Origin of the sequence: Rahnella sp. CG8 (assembly GCF_023701875.1) — a bacterium.
GTDB lineage: Bacteria > Pseudomonadota > Gammaproteobacteria > Enterobacterales > Enterobacteriaceae > Rahnella > Rahnella aceris.
In genome coordinates, this window is sequence record NZ_JABAED010000019.1 from 70,685 (window position 1) to 91,737 (window position 21,053).

A 21,053-nucleotide genomic window follows, 5' to 3' on the forward strand; every position below is an offset into this window, starting at 1 on the left:
TCTATCCGCCGGGACTATTTTCGCTCTATGAAATTGACTTTCCCTTATGCAACGCCTGATAAAAGATGAATATTTTTTATAATATAATCATATATTTAATTCAGCCATTGATTTGGATCCGTTTACTTTTGCGCAGCCGCAAGTCGCCCGCCTATCGTAAACGCTGGGCTGAACGTTATGGCTTCTGCAAAGGAAAGGTTGTCTCCGGCGGCATTATGCTGCATTCCGTTTCCGTTGGAGAAACGCTGGCAGCGATCCCTTTAGTCCGCGCATTACGCCACCGTTATCCTTCTCTGCCAATTACCGTCACCACCATGACACCGACAGGCTCAGAGCGTGTTCAGTCCGCTTTTGGCAAGGGTGTGCACCACGTCTATCTGCCTTATGATCTGGCCGGATCCGTAAATCGTTTCCTGGATGAGGTTAACCCCAAGCTGGTCATCATTATGGAAACCGAGCTTTGGCCGAACCTTATCAGTGCATTGCATCGTCGCAAAATTCCACTGGTTATCGCCAATGCCCGTCTTTCTGCCCGCTCAGCGAAGGGATACCAGAAGCTAGGCAAATTCATTCGCACCATTTTGCAACGCATTACACTGATCGCCGCACAGAATCAGGAAGATGGTGAACGCTTCTTGTCTTTAGGACTCAAACGCAACCAGCTTGCGGTGACCGGTAGCCTGAAATTCGATATCTCGGTCACCCCCGAGCTCGCGGCAAAAGCCATTGCACTGCGCAGCCAGTGGGCATCACGCCGTCAGGTGTGGATCGCTACCAGTACGCATGAAGGCGAAGAAACTTTACTGCTGGAGGCGCACAAAGAGCTGCTGAAAGCGCATCCGAACTTGCTGCTTATTCTGGTGCCGCGCCATCCTGAACGTTTCCCGGTAGCTTGTGAGCTGACGCGCAAAGCTGGCCTCTCTTTCATTCAGCGCAGCTCAGGGGAAGTTCCTTCTTCGGCCACTCAGGTCGTGATCGGCGATACGATGGGCGAATTAATGTTGCTGTATGGCATTGCTGACCTGGCGTTTGTCGGTGGCAGTCTGGTCGATCGCGGAGGCCATAATCCCCTGGAAGCGGCAGCCCACGCAATTCCGGTGCTGATGGGACCCCATACCTTCAATTTCAAAGACATCTGCGCCAAGCTGGCTCAGGACGACGGTCTGATCACGGTCACTGATACTGCATCGCTGGTGAAAGAAATTTCTACACTGTTGACCGATGAAGACTACCGTTTGTATTACGGTCGCCATGCCGTTGAAGTTCTGCATCAAAATCAGGGGGCGTTACAGCGCCTGCTGCATTTACTGGAGCCTTATCTGCCCATCCGGAGTCATTAATGGCTGATAAAAAACGTTTATCCGTCGTGCTGATTGCCCGTAATGAGGCGGATTTATTGCCGGAATGCCTTAAGTCAGTAGACTGGGCAGATGAAATAATTCTGCTCGATTCCGGCAGCAACGATGCGACGCAGGATGTTGCCCGCCACTTCGGCGCTAAAGTATTCCAGAACACAGAGTGGCCGGGTTTTGGCAAACAGCGCCAGCTGGCGCAAAGTCATGCCACCGGTGACTACATTTTGATGATCGATGCCGACGAGCGTGTCACCCCTGAATTACGCCAGTCGATTGAAACCGTGCTGAATTGCCCGCAGGAAAATACCGTTTATAGCCTCGGACGCAGTAATCTGTTCCTCGGAAAATTCATGCGCCACAGCGGCTGGTATCCTGATCGGGTCAACCGCCTGTACCCTGCTACATTCTGCTACAACGACGATCTGGTGCATGAATCACTGAACACAGGCAATGCGACTGTCGTTGCTTTGCAAGGTGACCTGTTGCATCTCACCTGTCGCGACCTTTTCGCTTTCCAGCGTAAACAACTCAGCTATGCGCAGGCATGGGCAGAGCAACGCCATCAGCAAGGCCGCCGTTGCAGTTTTTCCTCAATTCTTTCGCATACGCTGGGCGCATTCGTCAAAACCTGGATCCTGCGGGCCGGTTTTATGGATGGAAAGCAGGGGTTGATCCTGGCAGGCGTCAATGCACAATATACGTTCAATAAATATGCCGCCCTGTGGGCACTCAGCCACCAACTGCAAAAGTGAGCCGTCATGAGCACTAAGGCAATTTATCCCGGCACTTTCGACCCGATGACCAACGGGCATCTCGATATCGTCACCCGTGCGGCGCTGATGTTCGACCAGGTCATTCTTGCGATTGCGGCCAGCCCGAGCAAAAAACCGATGTTTTCGCTGGATGAACGCGTGGCGCTGGCGACCCAGGTCACATCCCATCTGGATAATGTTGAAGTCATTGGTTTCAGCGATTTGATGGCGAATTTCGCCAAAAATCAGGGCGCAAACGTGCTGGTACGGGGATTACGTGCGGTGTCTGATTTTGAATATGAGATGCAACTGGCAAACATGAACCGACATTTGCTGCCAACGCTGGAAAGCGTGTTCATGATGCCCTCAAAAGAATGGTCGTTTATTTCTTCTTCGCTGGTCAAAGAAGTCGCCCGCCACGGTGGGGATATCACGCCTTTCCTGCCGCAAATCATTACTCAGGCACTGATGGAAAAAATCAGCGCCTGAATCATGCGTTAGCGCTGACAGCGCGGGCAGAAAAACGTGGTGCGCTGAGCGTGTTTCTTACTCTCAATGGGCGTACCACATGCGCGGCAAGGCTCGCCCGTTCTGCCGTATACCTGCAGTTCTTGTGCAAAATATCCTGGCTTCCCATCTGACTGTAGAAAGTCTTTCAGCGTCGTCCCGCCCTGTTCAATAGAGCGCAGCAATACCGCTTTGATGGTTCTCACCAGCAATTCCGTCTCATCACGTTTGAGCGAATGTGCAGGTCTGTCAGGTGAAATACCGGCAACAAACAGGGATTCACTGGCATAGATATTCCCGACGCCGACTACCAGTTTGTTATCCATCAGCCAGGGTTTGATTGGTGATTTCTTCGTACGGGATTTATCAAACAGATAATCTGCGTTGAAATCCTCGCTCAGCGGTTCCGGCCCCAGATGGGCTAAGACATTACTGGCCGCCAGATCAGAAGACCATAACCAGGCACCAAAACGTCGCGGATCGGTATAACGCAGCACATGGCCGGTATCCATCACCAGATCAACGTGGTCATGCTTACCTGCTTCAGTTTCTTCCGGCAATACCCGCAAACTGCCGGACATGCCCAGATGAATGATAATCCATCCGGTTTGCAGCTCAACCAGCAGATATTTTGCCCGACGCTGCACACTCAGAACCGGCTGATCGCTTAATGCTAAGATCTCCGCCGAGACAGGCCAGCGCAGGCGCGGATTACGCACAATGGCATGCAGTATCGTGTGACCTTTCAGATAGGGTTCAATCCCTCTGCGGCTGGTTTCAACCTCAGGTAATTCCGGCATAATTTCCCCTTGAGCAAAATCGTGTTCAGAGTGTGTCGCAGACACCGACATCAGGCAAATAAAAGTCGTACTAAATGGAAATCACGAAATTCAGGCAATAAAAAACCCGGCCGGAGCCGGGTTTTAGCAATCCACCAAAATTATTTAATTTTAGCTTCTTTATAGATCACGTGTTGACGGACAACTGGATCGAATTTCTTCAGTTCCAATTTTTCCGGCTTAGTACGCTTGTTCTTCGTGGTGGTATAGAAGTGACCAGTACCAGCAGAAGAAACCAGCTTGATCTTCTCGCGAACACCTTTAGCCATGATGCAGTTCCTTAATACTTCTCACCGCGGGCACGCAGATCGGCCAAGACCGTCTCAATACCCTTCTTATCAATAACACGCATACCTTTAGCAGATACACGCAGAGTTACAAAGCGCTTCTCAGCCTCAACCCAAAAACGGTGGGAGTGCAGGTTCGGCAGAAAACGGCGTTTGGTCGCGTTCATTGCGTGGGAACGGTTGTTACCGCTCACCGGGCGCTTGCCAGTAACTTGGCAGACTCGGGACATGTCTATTCTCCAAAAATCAAATCAGCTCGAGCTTCGTATAGGGTATGGCCGCCTCGTCAGGCTTTTAGAGCCCATCTCAGCAAACTCCACTGAGAACCGACTCACTGTCGTCGGGTAAAAAACCAATTCATCAGGTCAGAAACCTGCTGAGATAGGCTCTTAACGCCAAACCCAAGATTCTCAAAGGTGGCGTAGTATACGCTCTGTAGCGTAAGTGCTCAAGTCCCGAACAGCTAAAGATCCCTAAGGATCTTCAAAAAACGAAGTTAAATCCAGCCGCGTTCGGCAAAAGATACCGTTTCTCCGTGGCCTACAACCAAATGGTCAAGGACACGAATTTCCAGCAACTGGCACGCTCGAATAATCTGTTCAGTCACTTTTCTGTCCATCAGACTGGGCTCAGCCCGACCGGATGGGTGATTATGCGCCAGAATTAGGGCTGCCGCATTAACCTTCATCGCACCACGAACAATTTCGCGGGGATACACTTCTACGTGCCCAATAGTACCAGCAAACATCTCCTCATGGCGAATAACGCGATGCTGGTTGTCGAGAAAAAGTACCAGGAACACCTCTCTTTCCCGAAAAACGAGTAAATTCTGCAAATATTCACGGATAACTTTGGGGCTGAGCATCGCATTTTCGGCACTCAGGTGGCGCAGATAAGCGCGGCGGGATAATTCGGACACCGCCACAAGTTGCGAAAACTTGGCAACCCCCATTCCTTTCGTGCGCGCCATGGCGTCAAAATCCGCCATCAGTAACTGATGCAATGAACCGAACTCTTCCAGCAGATTCTTTGCCAGGTCCATCACATGCAATCCCCGGCATCCTGTACGCAGGTAAATCGCCAGCAATTCCTGATCCGTCAGCTCTTTTGCCCCTTGCTGCAATAATTTTTCGCGCGGTGGCATCACTCCCGGCCACTGGTTTTGCTGTTTCGTCATCCTGACTCCTTTTTTGCGGCGATTGTGTCACAGCATTCTCCCTGTCATAACGTCCGGTATGTCAGCTTGCGAGATGTTACGCAGAATTTTTATTCCTCAACTTTCGACGCATCGCCAATAGCTGTCATCATTCCACGTTATGCTAAAATGTCGCTTCTTTCAGCTTTCAACCAATCGGACAATGATGATGACGGGACTTTCCGGCAAACATATTGTGCTCGGTATCAGCGGTGGTATCGCTGCCTATAAAGCACCAGAACTGGTACGTCGCTTACGTGAAAGAGGCGCTGAAGTTCGCGTCGTCATGACAGAAGCGGCGAAATCTTTCGTGACTCCGCTGAGCCTGCAGGCTGTTTCTGGCTATCCGGTTTCTGACGACCTGCTTGATCCGGCGGCCGAAGCGGCAATGGGACATATCGAGTTAGGGAAATGGGCAGATTTAGTCATTATCGCGCCTGCCACAGCGGATTTGCTGGCTCGCATGAATGCTGGCATGGCAAATGATCTGCTGACGACGGTGTGTCTGGCGACAGCGGCACCGGTCGCGGTACTTCCTGCGATGAACCAGCAAATGTATCGTGCGGCCATCACGCAAGAAAACCTGCAAAGCCTGGCAGCACGGGGCACATTGTTGTGGGGGCCGGACAGCGGCAGTCAGGCCTGCGGCGATGTTGGCCCGGGACGTATGCTGGACCCGCTGGTGATTGTGGATATGGCCAATGCGCATTTCTCTTCGCGCAAGGATCTGGCGCATCTGAATATTATGGTGACCGCAGGCCCCACCCGTGAGCCGCTGGATCCTGTCCGCTTCATCAGTAATCACAGTTCCGGCAAAATGGGTTTTGCCATTGCCAAAGCCGCCGCTGAACGTGGTGCCAAAGTAACGCTGATCGCCGGGCCGGTGACGCAACCGACGCCTGCCCGTGTTCATCGTATTGATGTGGAAAGTGCGCTGGAAATGGAGCAAGCCGTCCAGCTTTCGGCAGCTTCTCAGCATATTTTTATTTCCTGCGCTGCCGTGGCAGATTATCGCGCAGAACGTATTGCTGATGAGAAGATCAAAAAGCAAGGCGATGAAATCACTGTAAAAATGATTAAAAACCCTGACATCGTCGCTGGCGTCGCGGCCATGACAGAAAACCGTCCTTACGTCGTGGGGTTTGCCGCTGAAACCCAGAATGTGGAAGAATACGCGCGGCAAAAAAGGATCCGTAAGAATCTGGATCTGATCTGCGCCAACGATGTTTCACTTGCCGGGCAAGGTTTCAACAGCGATTCCAATGCCTTGCATCTTTTTTGGCAGGACGGGGATAAAATCTTACCACTCAGCGATAAGTCCCTGCTTGGCCAACGTTTATTAGAAGAGATTGTCAGCCGTTATGATGAAAAAAATCGACATTAAAATTCTCGACCCGCGCATCGGTTCGACTTTCCCTTTACCGGCTTACGCGACACCGGGGTCTGCGGGTCTGGATTTACGCGCCTGTCTGGATGCTTCTGTAGAACTGAAACCGGGCGAAACCACACTGCTGCCAACAGGTCTGGCTATCCATATTGGTGATGCTAATCTGGCGGCGGTGATTTTGCCACGTTCCGGTCTGGGTCATAAACACGGCGTTGTACTGGGCAATCTGGTTGGCCTTATCGATTCAGATTATCAGGGCCAACTTATGGTGTCCGTCTGGAACCGTGGTCAGACAACATTTGTTATCGAACCGGGCGAGCGCATTGCTCAGATGGTGTTTGTGCCTGTCGTTCAGGCAGAATTCAATCTGGTGGAAGATTTTGACGCCAGTGAACGCGGCGAAGGGGGCTTTGGCCACTCAGGTCGCCAATAAGAACCTGTTCAGCACCGCTGATTTTGACGCGATATTGAACAGATCCTTATCACTATCAGACCGTAACAACGCGAAGGGAACGAAATAAGCCGCAGGATCACAGCGATTCATGCGGCAGTTGTGCGGTTTCTCCATGATTTTAGCCGTTTTTTAGCAAGGGTCTATTCAGACATGGCAGAGAAAGAAACGACAAAAAGGAACAGGCGCGAAGAGATTTTGCAGGCATTAGCGCAAATGCTTCAGTCCAGCGACGGCAGCCAGCGGATCACGACTGCAAAGCTCGCCGCCAGCGTGGGGGTTTCAGAAGCAGCTCTTTATCGTCATTTTCCCAGTAAAACGCGGATGTTTGACAGCTTAATTGAGTTTATCGAAGACAGTCTGATCACCCGTATCAATCTCATCCTGCAGGATGAAAAGGATACGCTAAACAGAATACGTCTGATTTTGCTGCTGATTTTAGGGTTTGCCGAGCGTAATCCGGGATTGACCCGTATTATGACCGGCCATGCCCTGATGTTTGAACAGGACCGTTTGCAGGGCCGCATCAACCAACTTTTCGAGCGGATTGAAGCGCAACTGCGTCAGGTACTGCGGGAAAAGAAAATGCGTGAAGGCAGCGGATTCATCAGCGATGAAACTCTACTCGCCAGCCAGTTACTGGCATTTTGCGAAGGGATGCTGTCACGTTTTGTACGCTCTGAATTCAAGTACAAACCGACTCAGGACTTCGATACCCGCTGGCCACTTATCTCTGCTCAGCTGCAATAAACGCGCAGGGACAAACGTCAAATCTAAAAAGGGCCGAAAGGCCCTTTTTTCATATTATGGCTGAATCATTTTCCCATTTTCATCCAGCATCGCGGTCAGTAACGCTGTGCCGTCATCACCTACCCGAAATGCACCATAACGTGCACGGGCGAAACGTTCACCTTGTCCTTCCTGGAAAAAATACGCATTAGTTCCCACCATCAGCGTTCCGGCATTCATATGATAGTTAACCCGTAATTCATTGGGCTTCAGCAGGTCACCACTATCAAACCGCGCCTGAGTGACCTGCCGGTGTTCATTAACTGCCACAATAATTTTGCCACTAACAGGAAAACAAGGCGCCTGTGGAAGAGAATTACAACCCTGACGTTGCTGGTATAACTCCTCTTGCAAAGATCGCGTGATGGCATAATTGAGAGCCATGTAATCCCCCTGCATCAAAGAACGCGGATCAACCGGCGCAAGCTGCAATATCATTACCGCACCCTGTTTAAGCACCTGCTCTTTTTGCCAGATACCCGCATTCACTGCGATCAGTGCCAGCAGTATCACTACTCCTGACAGCCATTTCCTCAGATTACGGGTTTGCATAAGCTTCCTCCTTACGCACGGGGATCAGTTTTTTGGCTGCAAAGGCCAGCGCCAGCAACACCACGCCTGTGACAAACATCAGAAGGGATTTCTGCAATAAGCTGACGCCGAGGAAGTAATACCAGTCGATAACATACAGCGCGAGGAAACAGCCGCTCGCGGCTAAAACCCCCTGATTTCCCTGATAACGCGCCATCAGTAATAGCCACAGCCCCAGGCCAATTCCCGGCGCATAAAAGGCTGCGACGCCACACACAACCGCCGCCACCAGATACAGCATTGCTGATGGCGTCTTTTTCACCACAGTCTGATACAAACACACCAGTACTAAACCTGCGGCAATGCCTGCGCCAGTTCCTCCCGAAAGAGGAAAATACCCCGCTGGCCGCCAGAAAACATCGAAGAGAAGCGAGGTGTTAATGGCGGAAAAACACTGCAATATCAGGCCGGAAGGAATACCCCAGAGGAGGGGGAAAACAGCCTCAGCCCATGATGTGGCTTTTAAGTTAATTTGTTCTCTGATAATCCACAGCCAGAAAATCACAATGACAGTAACCAGCGCGGAAACCGCCCAAAAACGGGTGACCGGCGGTAAATACATCCCTGTCAGCAAATTGCCGGAAAGGATCAGCAAAAATGTCAGCGCCGTTATCGCCATAAAGCGGAAAGTACGATCGCGCATTGCCAGCGCCATCAACGTAAGCACCGGTAATGAACAGAGCGAGCCCACCAGGAAGGACATTTCCCAGTCGGGTTCAAAGAGAAGATAGAAACCAAAACAGAGGCCGCAGGTCGCGGCTATCGCCCATGCCAGCCCGATATGATGCTTACTCACGCCCTGCATGCGCAAAAGCCCACCCGCGACAATTGCAAGGAGCAGAGAAGGGATAATCACCGTGGCTGCATTGGGGTCATTGAGCAGGTCGACAACATACAGCACCAGAATCAGCAGAAATAAAATAATCATCGCGGCGACCCAGCCACCGATACCCAGTGTCAGTCGCAGGTACCAGGGAAGATGAGAGGAGTGATCGTATTGCTGAATCTCTTCAATTTGCACCTGACTAAGCAAATCATTTCGGCGTAGTTGTTCCGTCAGCACTGCCATTTCCGTGGAAGAAACCTCGACCGGCTGGCTCTCATAGAGTTTACGCCGCCAGTAGAGCATCAGGGCGCCACATCCCGCCAGCCATAAAGCCATCAGGGAGCCCAGCATAAACAGGCCGCCAATATCGTAAGAACTGTCGAACATCTGCACGATCAGCACACATCCCACTGCCGCTGCGCTGGCGGTTCCCAGAGTCAGCATGCAGAGATCAGGATAGCGATAACGATAAAAGAAGTAACTCACCACTAAGACTGCCAGCCATAAGGCGGTGACAAAGGGGTGAGGGGTATCGTATCCCCAACCGGATATATTTTCGGCAACAATGCAAGTCAGCACTAACAGCAGGAAACCAGCCATCACCCGGGAAAACCAGCGGCTGGCAAGCCAGGAGTGGGGATTGTGCTTAATGACCCGCATGGCCAGAACTTCGCGAATGATCATGCACAACGTCTGCGCAATCAGATAGCTGTAGAGCGCAGTTGTGGGGAAATAGTCGAGACCGTCGAATACGGCGCTGTCCATCAGGGACATAGACACCGTGGCGTAATAGAGCTGAAACGTCAGATTGGCAAGTAACCAGGAGCAGAACCACAGACTGTTCTGTCGGGCGATTAAGGCTAAAGGCAGGAAAACAAACAGCCAGGCCCTGAACAGCTCCCAACTGTCGGCACCCGTCTGATAAATCTGGCCATAAAGGGCAAACAGAGCACCAAAGCCGAGACCCGCAGCCAGCAAGGCACTGCGTGCAATCCCGTCATACCAGCGCCACCAGACGACGACGGCAAGCGCAACGATCAGTAACTCGGCCAGCGCAAATTTTGCCATCTTTGGCATATCTGCCCAGTTCCAGGCTACAAAGAATACGGCACCGGCCACCAGTGATAACAGACCCAGCAGGGAGAGTAAGGGAACCAGAAATTTCTGCCATTCGGGATAACCCGGCCGGACGCCACAAAAGTCATAAATACGCTGACATGCGGCCGGCGTCAGGCTACCGCTTTTGACCAGACGCTCCGTCTGGCGACAGAAAAACTCTGCCGCCCGCGAAGGCATCCATTCTTTGCTGCCGGCTTCAGTTTGTGTCATGACATCCCTGCCTTTGAGGTTTTACCCGATATTAAACACCATACTCCTGCCGGTAAGCCCGCACAGCAGCCAGATGGTCAGCCATTTCCGCCTTTTCTTCCAGATACTCAATCAGGTCGGCCAGCGTAATAATTGAAATCACTTTGCAATGATAGTCGCGCTCAACCTCCTGAATAGCGGAGATATCTGCGCGTCCACGTTCCTGACGGTCCAGAGAAATCAATACGCCAGCCAGAGTGGCTTTGTTCGCGTTGATGATTTCCATCGATTCACGGATGGCAGTACCGGCGGTGATCACATCATCGACCAGCATGACACGCCCCTGCAAAGGGCTGCCGACCAGCAAGCCGCCTTCACCATGGTCTTTGGCTTCTTTGCGGTTAAAGCAGTATGGCACATCGCGCTCATGATGCTCAGCCAGTGCAACCGCGGTGGTCGTCGCGATTGGAATACCTTTGTAAGCCGGGCCAAACACTAAATCGAAATCAATTTTGGAATCCACCAATGCTTCGGCATAAAAACGTCCCAGTAACGCCAGATCACGGCCAGTATTAAATAGACCAGCATTGAAGAAGTAAGGGCTGATGCGCCCGGACTTCAGGGTAAATTCACCGAATTTCAAAACCTGTTTGTTCAGTGCGAACTCAATAAACTGGCGCTGATAGGCTTTCATTGATGGTCTCCTCTATAACGTCTTATTTCTTATTGTCAGCCCGCAGGCCATAAAAAAGGCGACTTCTCAGTCGCCTTAAAAAATTATTCCGCCAGCGCCGCTTTCTGCGCCTGGAAGATAGTGTCGATGCCCCCTCTGGCGAGAGCAAGTAAACCGAGTAACTCTTCGTGGCTGAATGGCTCACCTTCTGCGGTGCCCTGCACCTCAATCATGCGGCCATCTTCCATCATCACCACGTTCATGTCGGTTTCTGCCGCTGAGTCTTCGACATACTCGAGATCACACAGCGCTTCGCCTTTCACGATGCCTACGGAAACCGCTGCAACCATGCCTTTCATCGGATTAGCTTTCAGTTTACCTGCAGCTACCAGCGCATTCAGTGCATCCGCCAGAGCAACGCAAGCACCAGAAATGGACGCAGTGCGCGTGCCGCCGTCCGCCTGCAACACATCACAGTCGAGCGTAATGGTGAATTCACCCAGCTTTTTCAGATCCACCGCAGCACGCAGGGAACGGGCAATCAGACGCTGAATTTCCAGAGTACGACCGCCTTGCTTGCCTTTTGCGGCTTCACGCGCATTACGCGTATGGGTAGAACGCGGCAACATGCCGTACTCTGCGGTGATCCAACCTTGTCCCTGACCTTTCAGAAAACGCGGAACACCTTCCTCCACCGTCGCGGTACATAGCACTTTAGTATCACCAAACTCCACCAGCACGGAACCTTCAGCGTGTTTAGTGTAATGGCGGGTCAGTGTTACGGGGCGCACTTGTTGTGCATTTCGGCCTGCTGGACGCATGGATACTTCTCCGGGTCACGAATCATGTTTGGCTGCGCATTATACCCAAAAACATTCAGGTTGCATCAAGGCGGCAAGTGAATGAACTCCGCGAGCTTACTCAGGTAAGCGACCGGAATGAGTAAACGACGCCAACGCAGAGGCAGCCTGAAGGGTGACGGGGATACGGACTTCAGGAGGTTATACCTATCATGACTGGCATGGCACGGCTATAATCGCTGCATCTTTACATTAACAGGTACGCATACATGATCAGAAGTATGACCGCTTATGCCCGACGCGAAATTAAGGGTGACTGGGGCAGCGCAGCGTGGGAACTCCGCTCGGTAAACCAACGTTATCTCGAAACCTACATCCGTCTGCCCGAGCAATTCCGCAGCCTGGAGCCGGTTGTCCGTGAGCGCATTCGCGCCCGGCTTACCCGCGGTAAAGTCGAATGTAATCTGCGTTTTGATCTCGATCCGGGCGCACAAAGCACGTTGCAGCTCAATGAAAAACTGGCGAAACAGCTGGTTGAAGCCGCGCAATGGGTGAAAATGCAAAGTGATGAAGGCGAAATTAATCCGCTGGAAGTCCTGCGCTGGCCGGGCGTGATGCTGGCTGAAGAACAGGATCTGGATGCCATCAGCACCGAGTTGCTGCTGGCGCTGGAAACAGCACTGGACGATTTCATCAGCGCACGCGAAAGCGAAGGTGCCGCACTGAAAACGATGATCGAACAGCGTCTCGACGGTGTGAGTGCAGAAGTGGTAAAAGTCCGCGCCCAGATGCCAAATATTCTGCAATGGCAGCGCGAGCGCCTGGTCAGCAAACTGGAAGATGCGCAGGTTCAGCTGGAAAATACCCGTCTGGAGCAGGAACTGGTTCTAATGGCGCAGCGTGTCGATGTAGCTGAAGAGCTGGACCGACTTGAAGCGCACGTCAAAGAAACACATAAAATCATGAAGAAAGAAGAAGCCGTGGGCCGTCGTCTTGATTTTATGATGCAGGAATTTAACCGCGAATCGAACACACTGGCATCTAAATCTATCAATGCTGATGTCACGACGTCAGCCATCGAGTTGAAAGTGTTGATCGAACAAATGCGCGAGCAGATTCAGAACATCGAGTAAATCCTCTCCCCCGCATAATAAAAAACGCCTCCGGTCATAAAACCCGAGGCGTTTTTTTATGCGTCAGCGAAGAAAGAAATTAGTCTTCCCAGCGTTTCAACAATACACAGGCATTAACGCCACCGAAGCCGAAACCGTTTGATAAGGCATAGGTGATGTCATGTTTCTGCGCAGTATTACCGACGATGTTCAGACCGGCAGCCGCTTCGTCTTTGTTTTCCAGATTCAGCGTCGGAGGAACGATTTGGTCACGTACGGCAAGAATGGTGAAGATCGTCTCCAGCCCGCCAGCCGCGCCCAACAAGTGTCCGGTCGCAGATTTGGTAGACGTAACAGCCAGTTTGCCGTCAGTGCCAAACAGGGTTTTAATCGCATTGATTTCACCCAGATCACCCACCGGCGTAGACGTGGCATGAGCATTCAGATGTTGCACGTCTGATGGCTGAATACCCGCCTGACGCAGGGCGATTTTCATCGCGCGGCCCGCACCGTTGCCATCTTCCGCACCGGACGTCATGTGGTAGGCGTCACCGCTGGTGCCGTAACCGACAATCTCAGCCAGAATTTTGGCGCCACGTGCCTTCGCATGTTCCAGCTCTTCGATCACCAGCATGCCTGCGCCTTCGCCCATGATGAAACCATCACGCGCGCTGTCAAACGGACGGGAGGCTTTTTCCGGATGATCTTCATGACCGGTAGACATGGCCTTCGCTGCAGCAAAACCGCCCAGGCTCACGGTATCAATCGCCGCTTCTGCGCCGCCACAAAGCGCAACATCGGCTTCGTCATTGCGAATCAAACGCACTGCATCACCAATCGCCTGAACACCTGCCGCGCAAGCCGTTACCGGTGCGCCAATCGGGCCTTTGAACTGATGTTTAATCGAAACCTGGCCAGACGCCAGATTCACCAGGAATGAAGGTATAGTGAAAGGCGACAAACGCTTAGCGCCACGGCTGTCATTGGTGCGCACGGCATGGGCAATAGCCGGGAAGCCGCCGATACCAGAACCGATGATAGTTGCGGTACGTTCCTGTTGTTCCTGCGTTTCTGCTTTCCAGCCAGCGTCAGCAATAGCCATATCCGCAGCAGCCATCGCAAACAGAATGAAACGGTCCATTTTTTTCTGGTCTTTCGGTACCACGAACATATCCGGATCGAATCCTGACTCAGGGTCCTGTTCTTTAGTTTGTACCTGACCACCAATTTTCACAGTCAACGTTTCAACAATCTCTTCCGGCAAAACTCGGATACCAGACTGACCGGCCAGCAGACGCTTCCAGATAGTTTCGATATCACAGCCCAGAGGACTCACAGCCCCCATGCCGGTAATAACCACTCGACGATGAGTCATAAAACATTCCTCTCTGTCTGTATAAGACGTAAGTTTCTGCAGGCGATTACATGAACCGGCCAGAAACGGGTTTCTGGATAATAAAGCCTGACAGTATGTGACGAATTACGTTTTTGTAAACCCGTAACCCAAAATTTTATTGTGCCTACTTTGCGAGGCTACGCAACACCAGGCTGGTGATTGCCTGAACGCGTTCTTCCAGTTGTTCAGGTGTTTTTTGTTCCAGCAATAACGGATGCGAGAAGGGGGTTGTCACCGTGGTGATCGCCATACAAACCTCATCCAGCGGCGTTTTACGCTCAAATTCACCGGATTCCCGGCCGTCGGCAACCACTTTCTCAACAATGCTGTATATCATAGCACGATGATTTAATGTGGATTTCCATCGCTGAGCTGAGGCTATCGCGGCCAGATCATGTAATTTCCTGTCCAGGAAAAAGAGATCCAGACTACGTGTCAGCAGCGTTTTAAAAATAGATCTCAGGCGCAGAGTCGCACTTTGGTCACTTTGCGCAATCACCATGAGCGCTTCATCTATCTGCCCCACCCGCTGCGAGCAAATGGCTTCGCCAATAGCTTGTTTAGACTCAAAAAACTTATAAATATAAGCACTTGAAACGCCAATCGACTTGGCAAGATCCGCCACCGACGTTTTGGCATAGCCATAAAGACGAAAGTGCTCGAATGCCGCATCTATAATTTGTTCACGCCGTTCGTGCTCGGCAGGTCCACGCTGTGTTAACGCAACCGGAATATCGGGCTTCATACACTCCTCCGGGCAGATTAAACAATTAAGCCGTGCGTCAATGAGTGACGATTTTAATTAATCGTAACCTATAAGCGAAGAAAATTCACCTCTGATAAAAAACGGCGTCATGGATAAATGGAAAAGCACCGTCAAAACAAACGAGTAATCACCAATTTTCTAATCTAAAATAATGCAACATTTTCTCTTACCCTTTAGTAATGGCTGACACGAGAGAAATCAGCATTAGATAAAGTAATGTTAAAAGCCATGTAAAAGAAAAACTCAGTCGCCAGCTAATGGGAAACTCATTACTCTACGCGGCTACCGTTTCCTCACTGACTGATTTGTCTGGCGCACATCCATGTTACTCACCGTTCTTTATATTATTGGGATCACCGCAGAAGCCATGACCGGTGCTCTGGCTGCCGGACGTCGGAAAATGGACTCCTTTGGCGTCATTATTATTGCTGCAGCGACGGCCATTGGCGGCGGTTCTGTTCGCGACATGCTTTTAGGGCATTACCCATTGGGATGGGTTAAGCATCCGGAGTACATCGTGATTGTGGCTGTGGCCGCGCTAATGACCACCTGGCTGGCTCCTTTAATGCAACATCTGCGAAAGCTCTTTTTAGTGCTTGATGCCGTGGGGCTGGTGGTGTTTTCCATTATCGGGACACAAGTGGCCCTCGATATGGGACATGGCGCTATCATTGCTTCGGTTTGTGCGGTCATTACCGGTGTTTTTGGCGGCGTGCTGCGGGACATGATGTGTAATCAGATCCCGCTGGTCTTTCAGAAAGAAATTTATGCCGGCGTGTCATTTGCCTCAGCCTGGGTTTACATCGGGCTACAATATTTCTCACTGCCCCACAATCTGGTGGTTATTATCACGTTACTGATCGGCTTTACCGCGCGTCTTATTGCGCTGCGTTTTCGCCTTGGATTGCCTGTGTTTAATTACCCGCATTCGGACCACTAATGCGTCCTTCCTGTAGCCCGTTAGCGGAATGCAGGCAATTGCGCCTGCCTCAGAGCTTCGGTCAAAATCTCAACGTCCGGATGATGAATAAAATCAAAAACCTGAGCGGCCCGCTTTCTCCCGATCCCCTCAGTCATTTCCCAGTCGCGAGACGTCAGCTGTTTCAACCTGTTCCAGCTTTGCTGGCGTTCTGCAAATCCCAGGGCAAAAGAAGGAAATCCTATTGCTGACAGCCAGCGCCGGAAGCTCTTTTCGCGTGCAAGATGAATTTGCGCCATCAGTTTTTGCGCCTGTTTAACACCGATCCCCGGAACCGCAGCCAGCTCTTTCTCGTTAAAGCTTAACCAACTGATCAGAGAATCCGCCGGGGAAGCATCGAGTAACTTTTGCCATGTGGCCCCGCCGAACCCCGCCATATCTAACGCTTCCGGCCCGCTAAGCCAGATCAGACGTGAGAGAAACTGCTGCATACAGCCCGGTTCAGGCGTAAAGCAGGAAAGTGCGTTATAGCGCGTTGGTTCAGGCAAAGGCATTTCCGTACGCTTACTTACCCGCCATGTCACTTCATCAAGGCGCGGGATCCCCTGTCCGGCCAGCGCGACAGCGACCTGGTCGCCAGGAAGAACATCCCATTGTCTGAACCGGCTAACCGATCCCACACTCACCTTACTGACTAACTTATCGTCCAGCCTCAGGGGCTTCAGGTTGAGGATAACGGTCACTTTCCCGCTTCGTCCTGTGGTGGTGGTGATACCCGTGACATCGGTGAGCTGTCTGGCGGGCGGATATTTCCAGGCAACCGCCCAGACTGCGGGTTTATTTTGCCAGTATTTCCCGGCAGGCTCTTCTTGCTGACGAACAACCACACCATCCGTCGCAAAAGGCAGAGGCTGGTAAAACCAGTCTTCACGCCATTTTTCCACATCTTCGACAGCGCTCACCGCATGCGTGAACTGAGCCACAACCGGAAAACCGAACTGGCTCAGCTTCTCCAGGTGGTCAGCCATAAGCGTGGGTCCATCCGGCCATGACCAGATAAAAATACCCGTCTGCTTCAGCAGGTCAGAAGCAGAAGCACGCATCATTGCACCCGCAACTTTTGATCTTGCATTCATCCCGCCATCAGCACTTTGTTGATGACCGGTCATCAACAGATAAAGCTCGCCCTGTAATATCAACTCAGGGCTCATGTCCGGGATATGCAACGGGATCGCCGGAGTTGACGCGGCTTTTACCGTCCAGTTTTGTCCTTTCTCACCATCGCCACGACTTACCAGTGCGGCCAGCTGCCCATAACGGTAAATCAGCGACACCGCCACGCCATCGATTTTGGGCTGCACCCACAGATTCTTTCGCCCTTGCATCCAGTTTGCGACAGCATGTTTATCTTTCATTTTATGCAGGCCGGTATGAGCCACCGGATGCGTAAATTCAGCATCATCACTCGCTGGCACTGTTAGTTCAGGCACCGGCTGGCTGGCACACTGTAGCCAGAGACGTTGTTTCTGACGCAAATGATCATAGACCGAATCTTCTATCGGGCTGCTGCCAGACTGATGGTAGGCTGCATCCCACTGGGTCAGCTGAGCGGTAAGATGGTGGGTTTCCTGTGTCAGGCGTTCTGATGGCCAGACAGGGCAGTCTGGCGACGGCATATTCTTACCGTAAGCAGAGAAAGCAAAAGGGAACAGGCAGATAAGAAAAATAAACTGGCGCATTGGCACCTCCTTGTGAAGGCCAGTAAACGCCGGTGTAATTTTTCCTGCCAGTGGCATAACCCCTTCTTGCGAGATACCTTCCTGGTTATTTCATCTGTTGCTGCAACGAAGAAAAAATTTGGAATGCGGCACGTAAATCTGTCAGGAAAGGCTATTTTCTCTGGCAAAGTTGCGATGAAATACGTCTGGGCGCTGCACCGAATGCAGCGAGCGTGTATACTGTGCGAGAGATCACTCTTCGCATACTTCCTATCAACCCATTCAGTTGAAACGTCATCATGGTTCAAGGCACGCTATATATTGTCTCCGCCCCTAGTGGAGCAGGCAAATCAAGTCTGATTCAGGCTTTACTTAAAACACAACCGCTCTACGACACACAGGTTTCTATTTCTCATACGACCCGAGCTATACGTCCGGGCGAGAAAGATGGCGAGCATTACTTCTTTGTCGACAAAGAAGCGTTTCGCGAGATGATTGAACGTGATGCCTTTTTAGAACACGCAGAAGTTTTTGGTAACTATTACGGGACTTCGCGTGAAACCATTGAGCAGGTTTTAGCGTCGGGTGTGGATGTTTTTCTGGATATCGACTGGCAGGGCGCGCAGCAAATTCGGAAAAAAATGCCGCAGGCACGCAGTATTTTTGTCTTACCGCCATCGAAAGATGAGCTAGACCGTCGCCTGCGTGGCCGCGGGCAAGACAGCGAAGCCGTTATCGCAAAACGTATGGCACAAGCCGTAGCTGAAATGACACACTTTGCCGAATACGACTATTTAATTGTGAATGATGATTTTGATCTGGCTTTATCGGATTTAAAAACCATTATTCGCGCTGAACGTCTGCGTCTGAGCCGTCAGCGGCTCCGTCATGACGGATTAATCACCAAACTATTGGCAGACTGAAGTCACTTTCAGTATTATGCCCAGTCTTTCGTCACCCTGTGGAGTAGCACATATATGGCACGCGTAACTGTTCAAGACGCTGTTGAAAAAATTGGTAACCGTTTTGACCTGGTGTTGGTGGCTGCTCGTCGCGCACGCCAGCTGCAATCTGGTGGTAAAGATCCACTGGTCGCTGAAGAAAACGATAAAGTCACTGTAATTGCCCTGCGCGAAATCGAAGAAGGCCTGATCACCAATCAGATCCTCGACGTTCGTGACCGTCAGGAGCAACAGGAGCAGGAAGCCGCAGAGATTCAGGCAGTGACTGCCATCGCTGAAGGCCGTCGTTAATTAACGAAACGGATCTCACTTGTATATCTTTGAAAGCCTGAATCAACTGATTCAAAAATACCTGCCGGAGGAGCAAATTAAGCGCCTCGTGCAGGCTTACCTCGTGGCGCGGGACGCGCACGAGGGGCAAACACGTTCCAGCGGTGAGCCGTATATTACTCACCCGGTGGCCGTGGCATGTATTTTGGCTGAAATGAGGCTCGATCATGAGACTCTGATGGCGGCGTTATTACACGACGTTATCGAAGACACGCCTGCAACTTACCAGGACATGGAACAACTGTTTGGCAAAAGCGTTGCTGAGCTGGTTGAAGGCGTTTCAAAGTTAGACAAGCTGAAATTCCGTGATAAGAAAGAAGCGCAAGCGGAAAACTTCCGCAAAATGGTCATGGCGATGGTGCAAGATATCCGCGTCATTTTGATCAAACTCGCTGACCGTACTCATAACATGCGCACGCTGGGCTCTTTACGCCCGGACAAACGTCGCCGCATTGCCCGTGAAACGCTGGAAATTTACAGCCCGCTGGCACACCGTTTGGGTATTCATCACCTGAAAACCGAGCTCGAAGAGCTGGGCTTCGAAGCCCTTTATCCAAACCGTTATCGCGTCATCAAAGAAGTGGTGAAAGCTGCGCGTGGTAACCGTAAAGAGATGATCCAGAAAATCCTCTCTGAGATTGAAGGCCGTTTAACCGAAGCCGGCATTCAGTGCCGTGTCAGTGGTCGCGAAAAACACCTGTATTCTATCTATTGCAAAATGCACCTGAAGGAACAGCGTTTCCATTCTATTATGGATATCTACGCCTTCCGGGTGATCGTTAAAGAACTCGATACCTGTTATCGCGTGTTAGGACAGGCACATAGCCTGTACAAACCGCGTCCGGGTCGGGTTAAAGATTACATCGCCATCCCAAAAGCCAACGGCTATCAATCTTTGCATACATCACTAATCGGTCCGCATGGTGTGCCGGTTGAAGTACAGATCCGTACGGAAGATATGGATCAGATGGCGGAGATGGGGGTTGCGGCTCACTGGGCTTATAAAGAGAACAGTGAAACCAGCACCACCGCACAGATCCGTGCTCAGCGTTGGTTACAGAGTCTGCTTGAGCTGCAACAAAGTGCAGGCAACTCCTTTGAATTTATTGAGAGCGTGAAATCGGATCTGTTCCCGGACGAGATTTACGTCTTTACGCCGGAAGGTCGTATCGTCGAATTGCCTGCGGGCGCGACACCGGTCGACTTTGCTTATGCTGTGCATACCGATATCGGCCATGCCTGCGTTGGCGCGCGCGTTGACCGCCAGCCGTATCCGCTCTCGCAACCGCTGACCAGCGGACAAACTATCGAAATCATTACCGCACCGGGCGCCCGCCCGAATGCTGCCTGGCTGAACTTTGTCGTCAGCTCACGTGCACGCGCCAAAATCCGCCAGATGCTGAAGAACCTGAAACGTGATGATTCGGTTTCACTTGGCCGTCGCCTGCTGAATCATGCGCTGGGTGCCGGTAAAAAACTGTCAGATATTCCGCCGGAAAACATCAAAAACGAGCTGGATCGTATGAAGCTCGCCGCGATGGATGACCTGCTGGCGGAAATCGGTCTCGGCAATGCCATGAGCGTTGTGGTTGCCAAAAACCTGATGGGTGACCAGTCTTCAATGGCATCGTCAGGTACCCGTAATCTGCCGATTAAAGGCGCAGATGGCGTGCTGATCACCTTCGCGAAATGTTGCCGTCCGATTCCGGGTGACCCGATTATTGCCCACGTCAGTCCGGGCAAAGGGCTGGTGATCCATCATGAATCCTGCCGTAATATTCGCGGTTATCAGAAAGAACCTGAGAAATTCATGGCCGTTGACTGGGATAACCACCAGGAAACTGATCAGGAATTTATCGCTGAAATCAAAGTTGATATGTTCAACCATCAGGGCGCACTGGCGAACCTGACCGCTGCAATTAATGCCGCGCAGTCGAACATTCAGAATCTGAGCACCGAAGAAAAAGACGGTCGCGTCTACAGCGCCTTTATCCGCCTGACGACCCGCGATCGCGTTCATCTGGCGAATATCATGCGTAAAATCCGTATCATGCCGGACGTCATCAAAGTTACCCGCAACCGAAACTGAT

General features: G+C 51.5%; 22 protein-coding genes. 11 read left to right on the forward strand and 11 right to left on the reverse strand.

Annotated elements, in window-relative coordinates; genetic code table 11:
• The first annotated feature begins 65 nt into the window (after nt 1–65).
• From waaA to coaD, 3 genes are read left to right on the forward strand one after another with little or no spacing between them, the layout of a single operon-like run.
• Nucleotides 66–1,340, forward strand: coding sequence for a lipid IV(A) 3-deoxy-D-manno-octulosonic acid transferase (gene waaA, locus HGO41_RS17690; protein WP_013577621.1), 1,275 nt, complete (start codon nt 66–68; stop codon nt 1,338–1,340).
• Nucleotides 1,340–2,107 (forward strand): glycosyltransferase family 2 protein, encoded by a 768-nt coding sequence (locus HGO41_RS17695; protein WP_037035350.1) that lies wholly within the window; start codon nt 1,340–1,342, stop codon nt 2,105–2,107. Before waaA ends, HGO41_RS17695 begins: the two co-directional genes overlap by 1 nt.
• A gap of 6 nt (nt 2,108–2,113) precedes the next feature.
• Nucleotides 2,114–2,596 carry a pantetheine-phosphate adenylyltransferase gene (gene coaD / locus HGO41_RS17700; protein ID WP_013577623.1) on the forward strand — a complete coding sequence of 161 codons (483 nt, stop codon included), beginning with the start codon at nt 2,114–2,116 and terminating at the stop codon, nt 2,594–2,596.
• Nucleotides 2,597–2,604: 8 nt separating this feature from the next.
• Here coaD and mutM read toward each other — a convergent pair whose 3' ends face one another.
• The 4 genes from mutM to radC form a co-directional block, all read right to left on the reverse strand.
• Entirely contained in the window at nt 2,605–3,414 is an 810-nt protein-coding gene (mutM, locus tag HGO41_RS17705) for a bifunctional DNA-formamidopyrimidine glycosylase/DNA-(apurinic or apyrimidinic site) lyase (protein WP_250981271.1), read from the reverse strand.
• A gap of 140 nt (nt 3,415–3,554) precedes the next feature.
• The gene (gene rpmG, locus HGO41_RS17710; protein WP_004392084.1) at nt 3,555–3,722 is read right to left on the reverse strand and encodes a 50S ribosomal protein L33; all 168 of its coding nucleotides are present in this window, start codon (nt 3,720–3,722) and stop codon (nt 3,555–3,557) included.
• An 11-nt stretch (nt 3,723–3,733) separates the two neighbouring features.
• Complete coding sequence (gene rpmB, locus HGO41_RS17715) at nt 3,734–3,970, reverse strand: 50S ribosomal protein L28 (protein ID WP_004931195.1); 237 nt, start codon at nt 3,968–3,970, stop codon at nt 3,734–3,736.
• A 266-nt stretch (nt 3,971–4,236) separates the two neighbouring features.
• Nucleotides 4,237–4,917 (reverse strand): RadC family protein, encoded by a 681-nt coding sequence (radC, locus tag HGO41_RS17720; protein WP_013577625.1) that lies wholly within the window; start codon nt 4,915–4,917, stop codon nt 4,237–4,239.
• Between the two features lie 184 nt (nt 4,918–5,101).
• Here radC and coaBC point away from each other — a divergent pair, with 184 nt between their 5' ends.
• From coaBC to slmA, 3 genes are all read left to right on the forward strand, one after another.
• Nucleotides 5,102–6,319 (forward strand): bifunctional phosphopantothenoylcysteine decarboxylase/phosphopantothenate--cysteine ligase CoaBC, encoded by a 1,218-nt coding sequence (gene coaBC / locus HGO41_RS17725; RefSeq protein ID WP_013577626.1) that lies wholly within the window; start codon nt 5,102–5,104, stop codon nt 6,317–6,319.
• A complete protein-coding gene (gene dut, locus HGO41_RS17730; RefSeq protein WP_013577627.1) occupies nt 6,297–6,755 on the forward strand; it encodes a dUTP diphosphatase in 459 nt (152 codons plus the stop codon). Before coaBC ends, dut begins: the two co-directional genes overlap by 23 nt.
• 171 nt (nt 6,756–6,926) lie before the next feature.
• Nucleotides 6,927–7,523 (forward strand): nucleoid occlusion factor SlmA, encoded by a 597-nt coding sequence (gene slmA, locus HGO41_RS17735; RefSeq protein ID WP_013577628.1) that lies wholly within the window; start codon nt 6,927–6,929, stop codon nt 7,521–7,523.
• A 54-nt stretch (nt 7,524–7,577) separates the two neighbouring features.
• Here slmA and HGO41_RS17740 read toward each other — a convergent pair whose 3' ends face one another.
• From HGO41_RS17740 to rph, 4 genes are all read right to left on the reverse strand, one after another.
• Nucleotides 7,578–8,114 carry a GDYXXLXY domain-containing protein gene (locus tag HGO41_RS17740; RefSeq protein ID WP_112152587.1) on the reverse strand — a complete coding sequence of 179 codons (537 nt, stop codon included), beginning with the start codon at nt 8,112–8,114 and terminating at the stop codon, nt 7,578–7,580.
• Entirely contained in the window at nt 8,101–10,308 is a 2,208-nt protein-coding gene (locus HGO41_RS17745; RefSeq protein WP_250981272.1) for a DUF2157 domain-containing protein, read from the reverse strand. Before HGO41_RS17745 ends, HGO41_RS17740 begins: the two co-directional genes overlap by 14 nt.
• 31 nt (nt 10,309–10,339) lie before the next feature.
• Complete coding sequence (gene pyrE, locus HGO41_RS17750; RefSeq protein WP_037035354.1) at nt 10,340–10,981, reverse strand: orotate phosphoribosyltransferase; 642 nt, start codon at nt 10,979–10,981, stop codon at nt 10,340–10,342.
• A gap of 83 nt (nt 10,982–11,064) precedes the next feature.
• Nucleotides 11,065–11,781 carry a ribonuclease PH gene (rph, locus tag HGO41_RS17755; protein ID WP_013577632.1) on the reverse strand — a complete coding sequence of 239 codons (717 nt, stop codon included), beginning with the start codon at nt 11,779–11,781 and terminating at the stop codon, nt 11,065–11,067.
• A 248-nt stretch (nt 11,782–12,029) separates the two neighbouring features.
• On the opposite strand from rph, the gene HGO41_RS17760 reads away from it, so the two are divergent.
• Entirely contained in the window at nt 12,030–12,893 is an 864-nt protein-coding gene (locus HGO41_RS17760) for a YicC/YloC family endoribonuclease (RefSeq protein WP_013577633.1), read from the forward strand.
• A 79-nt stretch (nt 12,894–12,972) separates the two neighbouring features.
• Here the strand turns inward: HGO41_RS17760 and fabF are convergent, their stop codons facing one another.
• Together fabF and HGO41_RS17770 are read right to left on the reverse strand one after the other, a co-directional pair.
• Complete coding sequence (gene fabF, locus HGO41_RS17765) at nt 12,973–14,247, reverse strand: beta-ketoacyl-ACP synthase II (protein ID WP_013577634.1); 1,275 nt, start codon at nt 14,245–14,247, stop codon at nt 12,973–12,975.
• Between the two features lie 145 nt (nt 14,248–14,392).
• On the reverse strand, nt 14,393–15,013 hold the full coding sequence (locus HGO41_RS17770; RefSeq protein ID WP_013577635.1) for a TetR/AcrR family transcriptional regulator: 621 nt from the start codon (nt 15,011–15,013) through the stop codon (nt 14,393–14,395).
• A 343-nt stretch (nt 15,014–15,356) separates the two neighbouring features.
• On the opposite strand from HGO41_RS17770, the gene HGO41_RS17775 reads away from it, so the two are divergent.
• Nucleotides 15,357–15,974, forward strand: coding sequence for a trimeric intracellular cation channel family protein (locus tag HGO41_RS17775; protein WP_013577636.1), 618 nt, complete (start codon nt 15,357–15,359; stop codon nt 15,972–15,974).
• A gap of 20 nt (nt 15,975–15,994) precedes the next feature.
• On the opposite strand, the gene ligB is transcribed toward HGO41_RS17775, so the two are convergent.
• Nucleotides 15,995–17,692 carry an NAD-dependent DNA ligase LigB gene (gene ligB, locus HGO41_RS17780; RefSeq protein WP_217192455.1) on the reverse strand — a complete coding sequence of 566 codons (1,698 nt, stop codon included), beginning with the start codon at nt 17,690–17,692 and terminating at the stop codon, nt 15,995–15,997.
• Nucleotides 17,693–17,970: 278 nt separating this feature from the next.
• Between ligB and gmk the strand changes: the two genes are divergently transcribed.
• Genes gmk through spoT form a run of 3 tightly spaced genes read left to right on the forward strand, consistent with a single transcriptional unit; the run spans nt 17,971 to nt 21,052 of the window.
• Nucleotides 17,971–18,594, forward strand: coding sequence for a guanylate kinase (gmk, locus tag HGO41_RS17785; protein WP_013577638.1), 624 nt, complete (start codon nt 17,971–17,973; stop codon nt 18,592–18,594).
• A gap of 54 nt (nt 18,595–18,648) precedes the next feature.
• Nucleotides 18,649–18,924 carry a DNA-directed RNA polymerase subunit omega gene (gene rpoZ / locus HGO41_RS17790; protein WP_013577639.1) on the forward strand — a complete coding sequence of 92 codons (276 nt, stop codon included), beginning with the start codon at nt 18,649–18,651 and terminating at the stop codon, nt 18,922–18,924.
• Nucleotides 18,925–18,943: 19 nt separating this feature from the next.
• Nucleotides 18,944–21,052 carry a bifunctional GTP diphosphokinase/guanosine-3',5'-bis pyrophosphate 3'-pyrophosphohydrolase gene (spoT, locus tag HGO41_RS17795; RefSeq protein ID WP_013577640.1) on the forward strand — a complete coding sequence of 703 codons (2,109 nt, stop codon included), beginning with the start codon at nt 18,944–18,946 and terminating at the stop codon, nt 21,050–21,052.
• Nucleotide 21,053 lies beyond the last annotated feature (1 nt).

Excerpts from the sequence above, each read along its gene's own strand:
- pyrE (WP_037035354.1), bottom strand. The coding sequence starts at position 10,981 with ATGAAAGCCTATCAGCGCCAGTTTATTGAGTTCGCACTGAACAAACAG.
- rpmB (WP_004931195.1), bottom strand. The coding sequence starts at position 3,970 with ATGTCCCGAGTCTGCCAAGTTACTGGCAAGCGCCCGGTGAGCGGTAAC.
- rpmG (WP_004392084.1), bottom strand. The coding sequence starts at position 3,722 with ATGGCTAAAGGTGTTCGCGAGAAGATCAAGCTGGTTTCTTCTGCTGGT.
- radC (WP_013577625.1), bottom strand. The coding sequence starts at position 4,917 with ATGACGAAACAGCAAAACCAGTGGCCGGGAGTGATGCCACCGCGCGAA.
- HGO41_RS17770 (WP_013577635.1), bottom strand. The coding sequence starts at position 15,013 with ATGAAGCCCGATATTCCGGTTGCGTTAACACAGCGTGGACCTGCCGAG.
- ligB (WP_217192455.1), bottom strand. The coding sequence starts at position 17,692 with ATGCGCCAGTTTATTTTTCTTATCTGCCTGTTCCCTTTTGCTTTCTCT.
- HGO41_RS17760 (WP_013577633.1), top strand. The coding sequence starts at position 12,030 with ATGATCAGAAGTATGACCGCTTATGCCCGACGCGAAATTAAGGGTGAC.
- rph (WP_013577632.1), bottom strand. The coding sequence starts at position 11,781 with ATGCGTCCAGCAGGCCGAAATGCACAACAAGTGCGCCCCGTAACACTG.
- coaD (WP_013577623.1), top strand. The coding sequence starts at position 2,114 with ATGAGCACTAAGGCAATTTATCCCGGCACTTTCGACCCGATGACCAAC.
- HGO41_RS17695 (WP_037035350.1), top strand. The coding sequence starts at position 1,340 with ATGGCTGATAAAAAACGTTTATCCGTCGTGCTGATTGCCCGTAATGAG.
- rpoZ (WP_013577639.1), top strand. The coding sequence starts at position 18,649 with ATGGCACGCGTAACTGTTCAAGACGCTGTTGAAAAAATTGGTAACCGT.
- gmk (WP_013577638.1), top strand. The coding sequence starts at position 17,971 with ATGGTTCAAGGCACGCTATATATTGTCTCCGCCCCTAGTGGAGCAGGC.
- dut (WP_013577627.1), top strand. The coding sequence starts at position 6,297 with ATGATGAAAAAAATCGACATTAAAATTCTCGACCCGCGCATCGGTTCG.
- HGO41_RS17740 (WP_112152587.1), bottom strand. The coding sequence starts at position 8,114 with ATGCAAACCCGTAATCTGAGGAAATGGCTGTCAGGAGTAGTGATACTG.
- HGO41_RS17775 (WP_013577636.1), top strand. The coding sequence starts at position 15,357 with ATGTTACTCACCGTTCTTTATATTATTGGGATCACCGCAGAAGCCATG.
- coaBC (WP_013577626.1), top strand. The coding sequence starts at position 5,102 with ATGATGACGGGACTTTCCGGCAAACATATTGTGCTCGGTATCAGCGGT.
- fabF (WP_013577634.1), bottom strand. The coding sequence starts at position 14,247 with ATGACTCATCGTCGAGTGGTTATTACCGGCATGGGGGCTGTGAGTCCT.
- slmA (WP_013577628.1), top strand. The coding sequence starts at position 6,927 with ATGGCAGAGAAAGAAACGACAAAAAGGAACAGGCGCGAAGAGATTTTG.
- HGO41_RS17745 (WP_250981272.1), bottom strand. The coding sequence starts at position 10,308 with ATGACACAAACTGAAGCCGGCAGCAAAGAATGGATGCCTTCGCGGGCG.
- mutM (WP_250981271.1), bottom strand. The coding sequence starts at position 3,414 with ATGCCGGAATTACCTGAGGTTGAAACCAGCCGCAGAGGGATTGAACCC.
- waaA (WP_013577621.1), top strand. The coding sequence starts at position 66 with ATGAATATTTTTTATAATATAATCATATATTTAATTCAGCCATTGATT.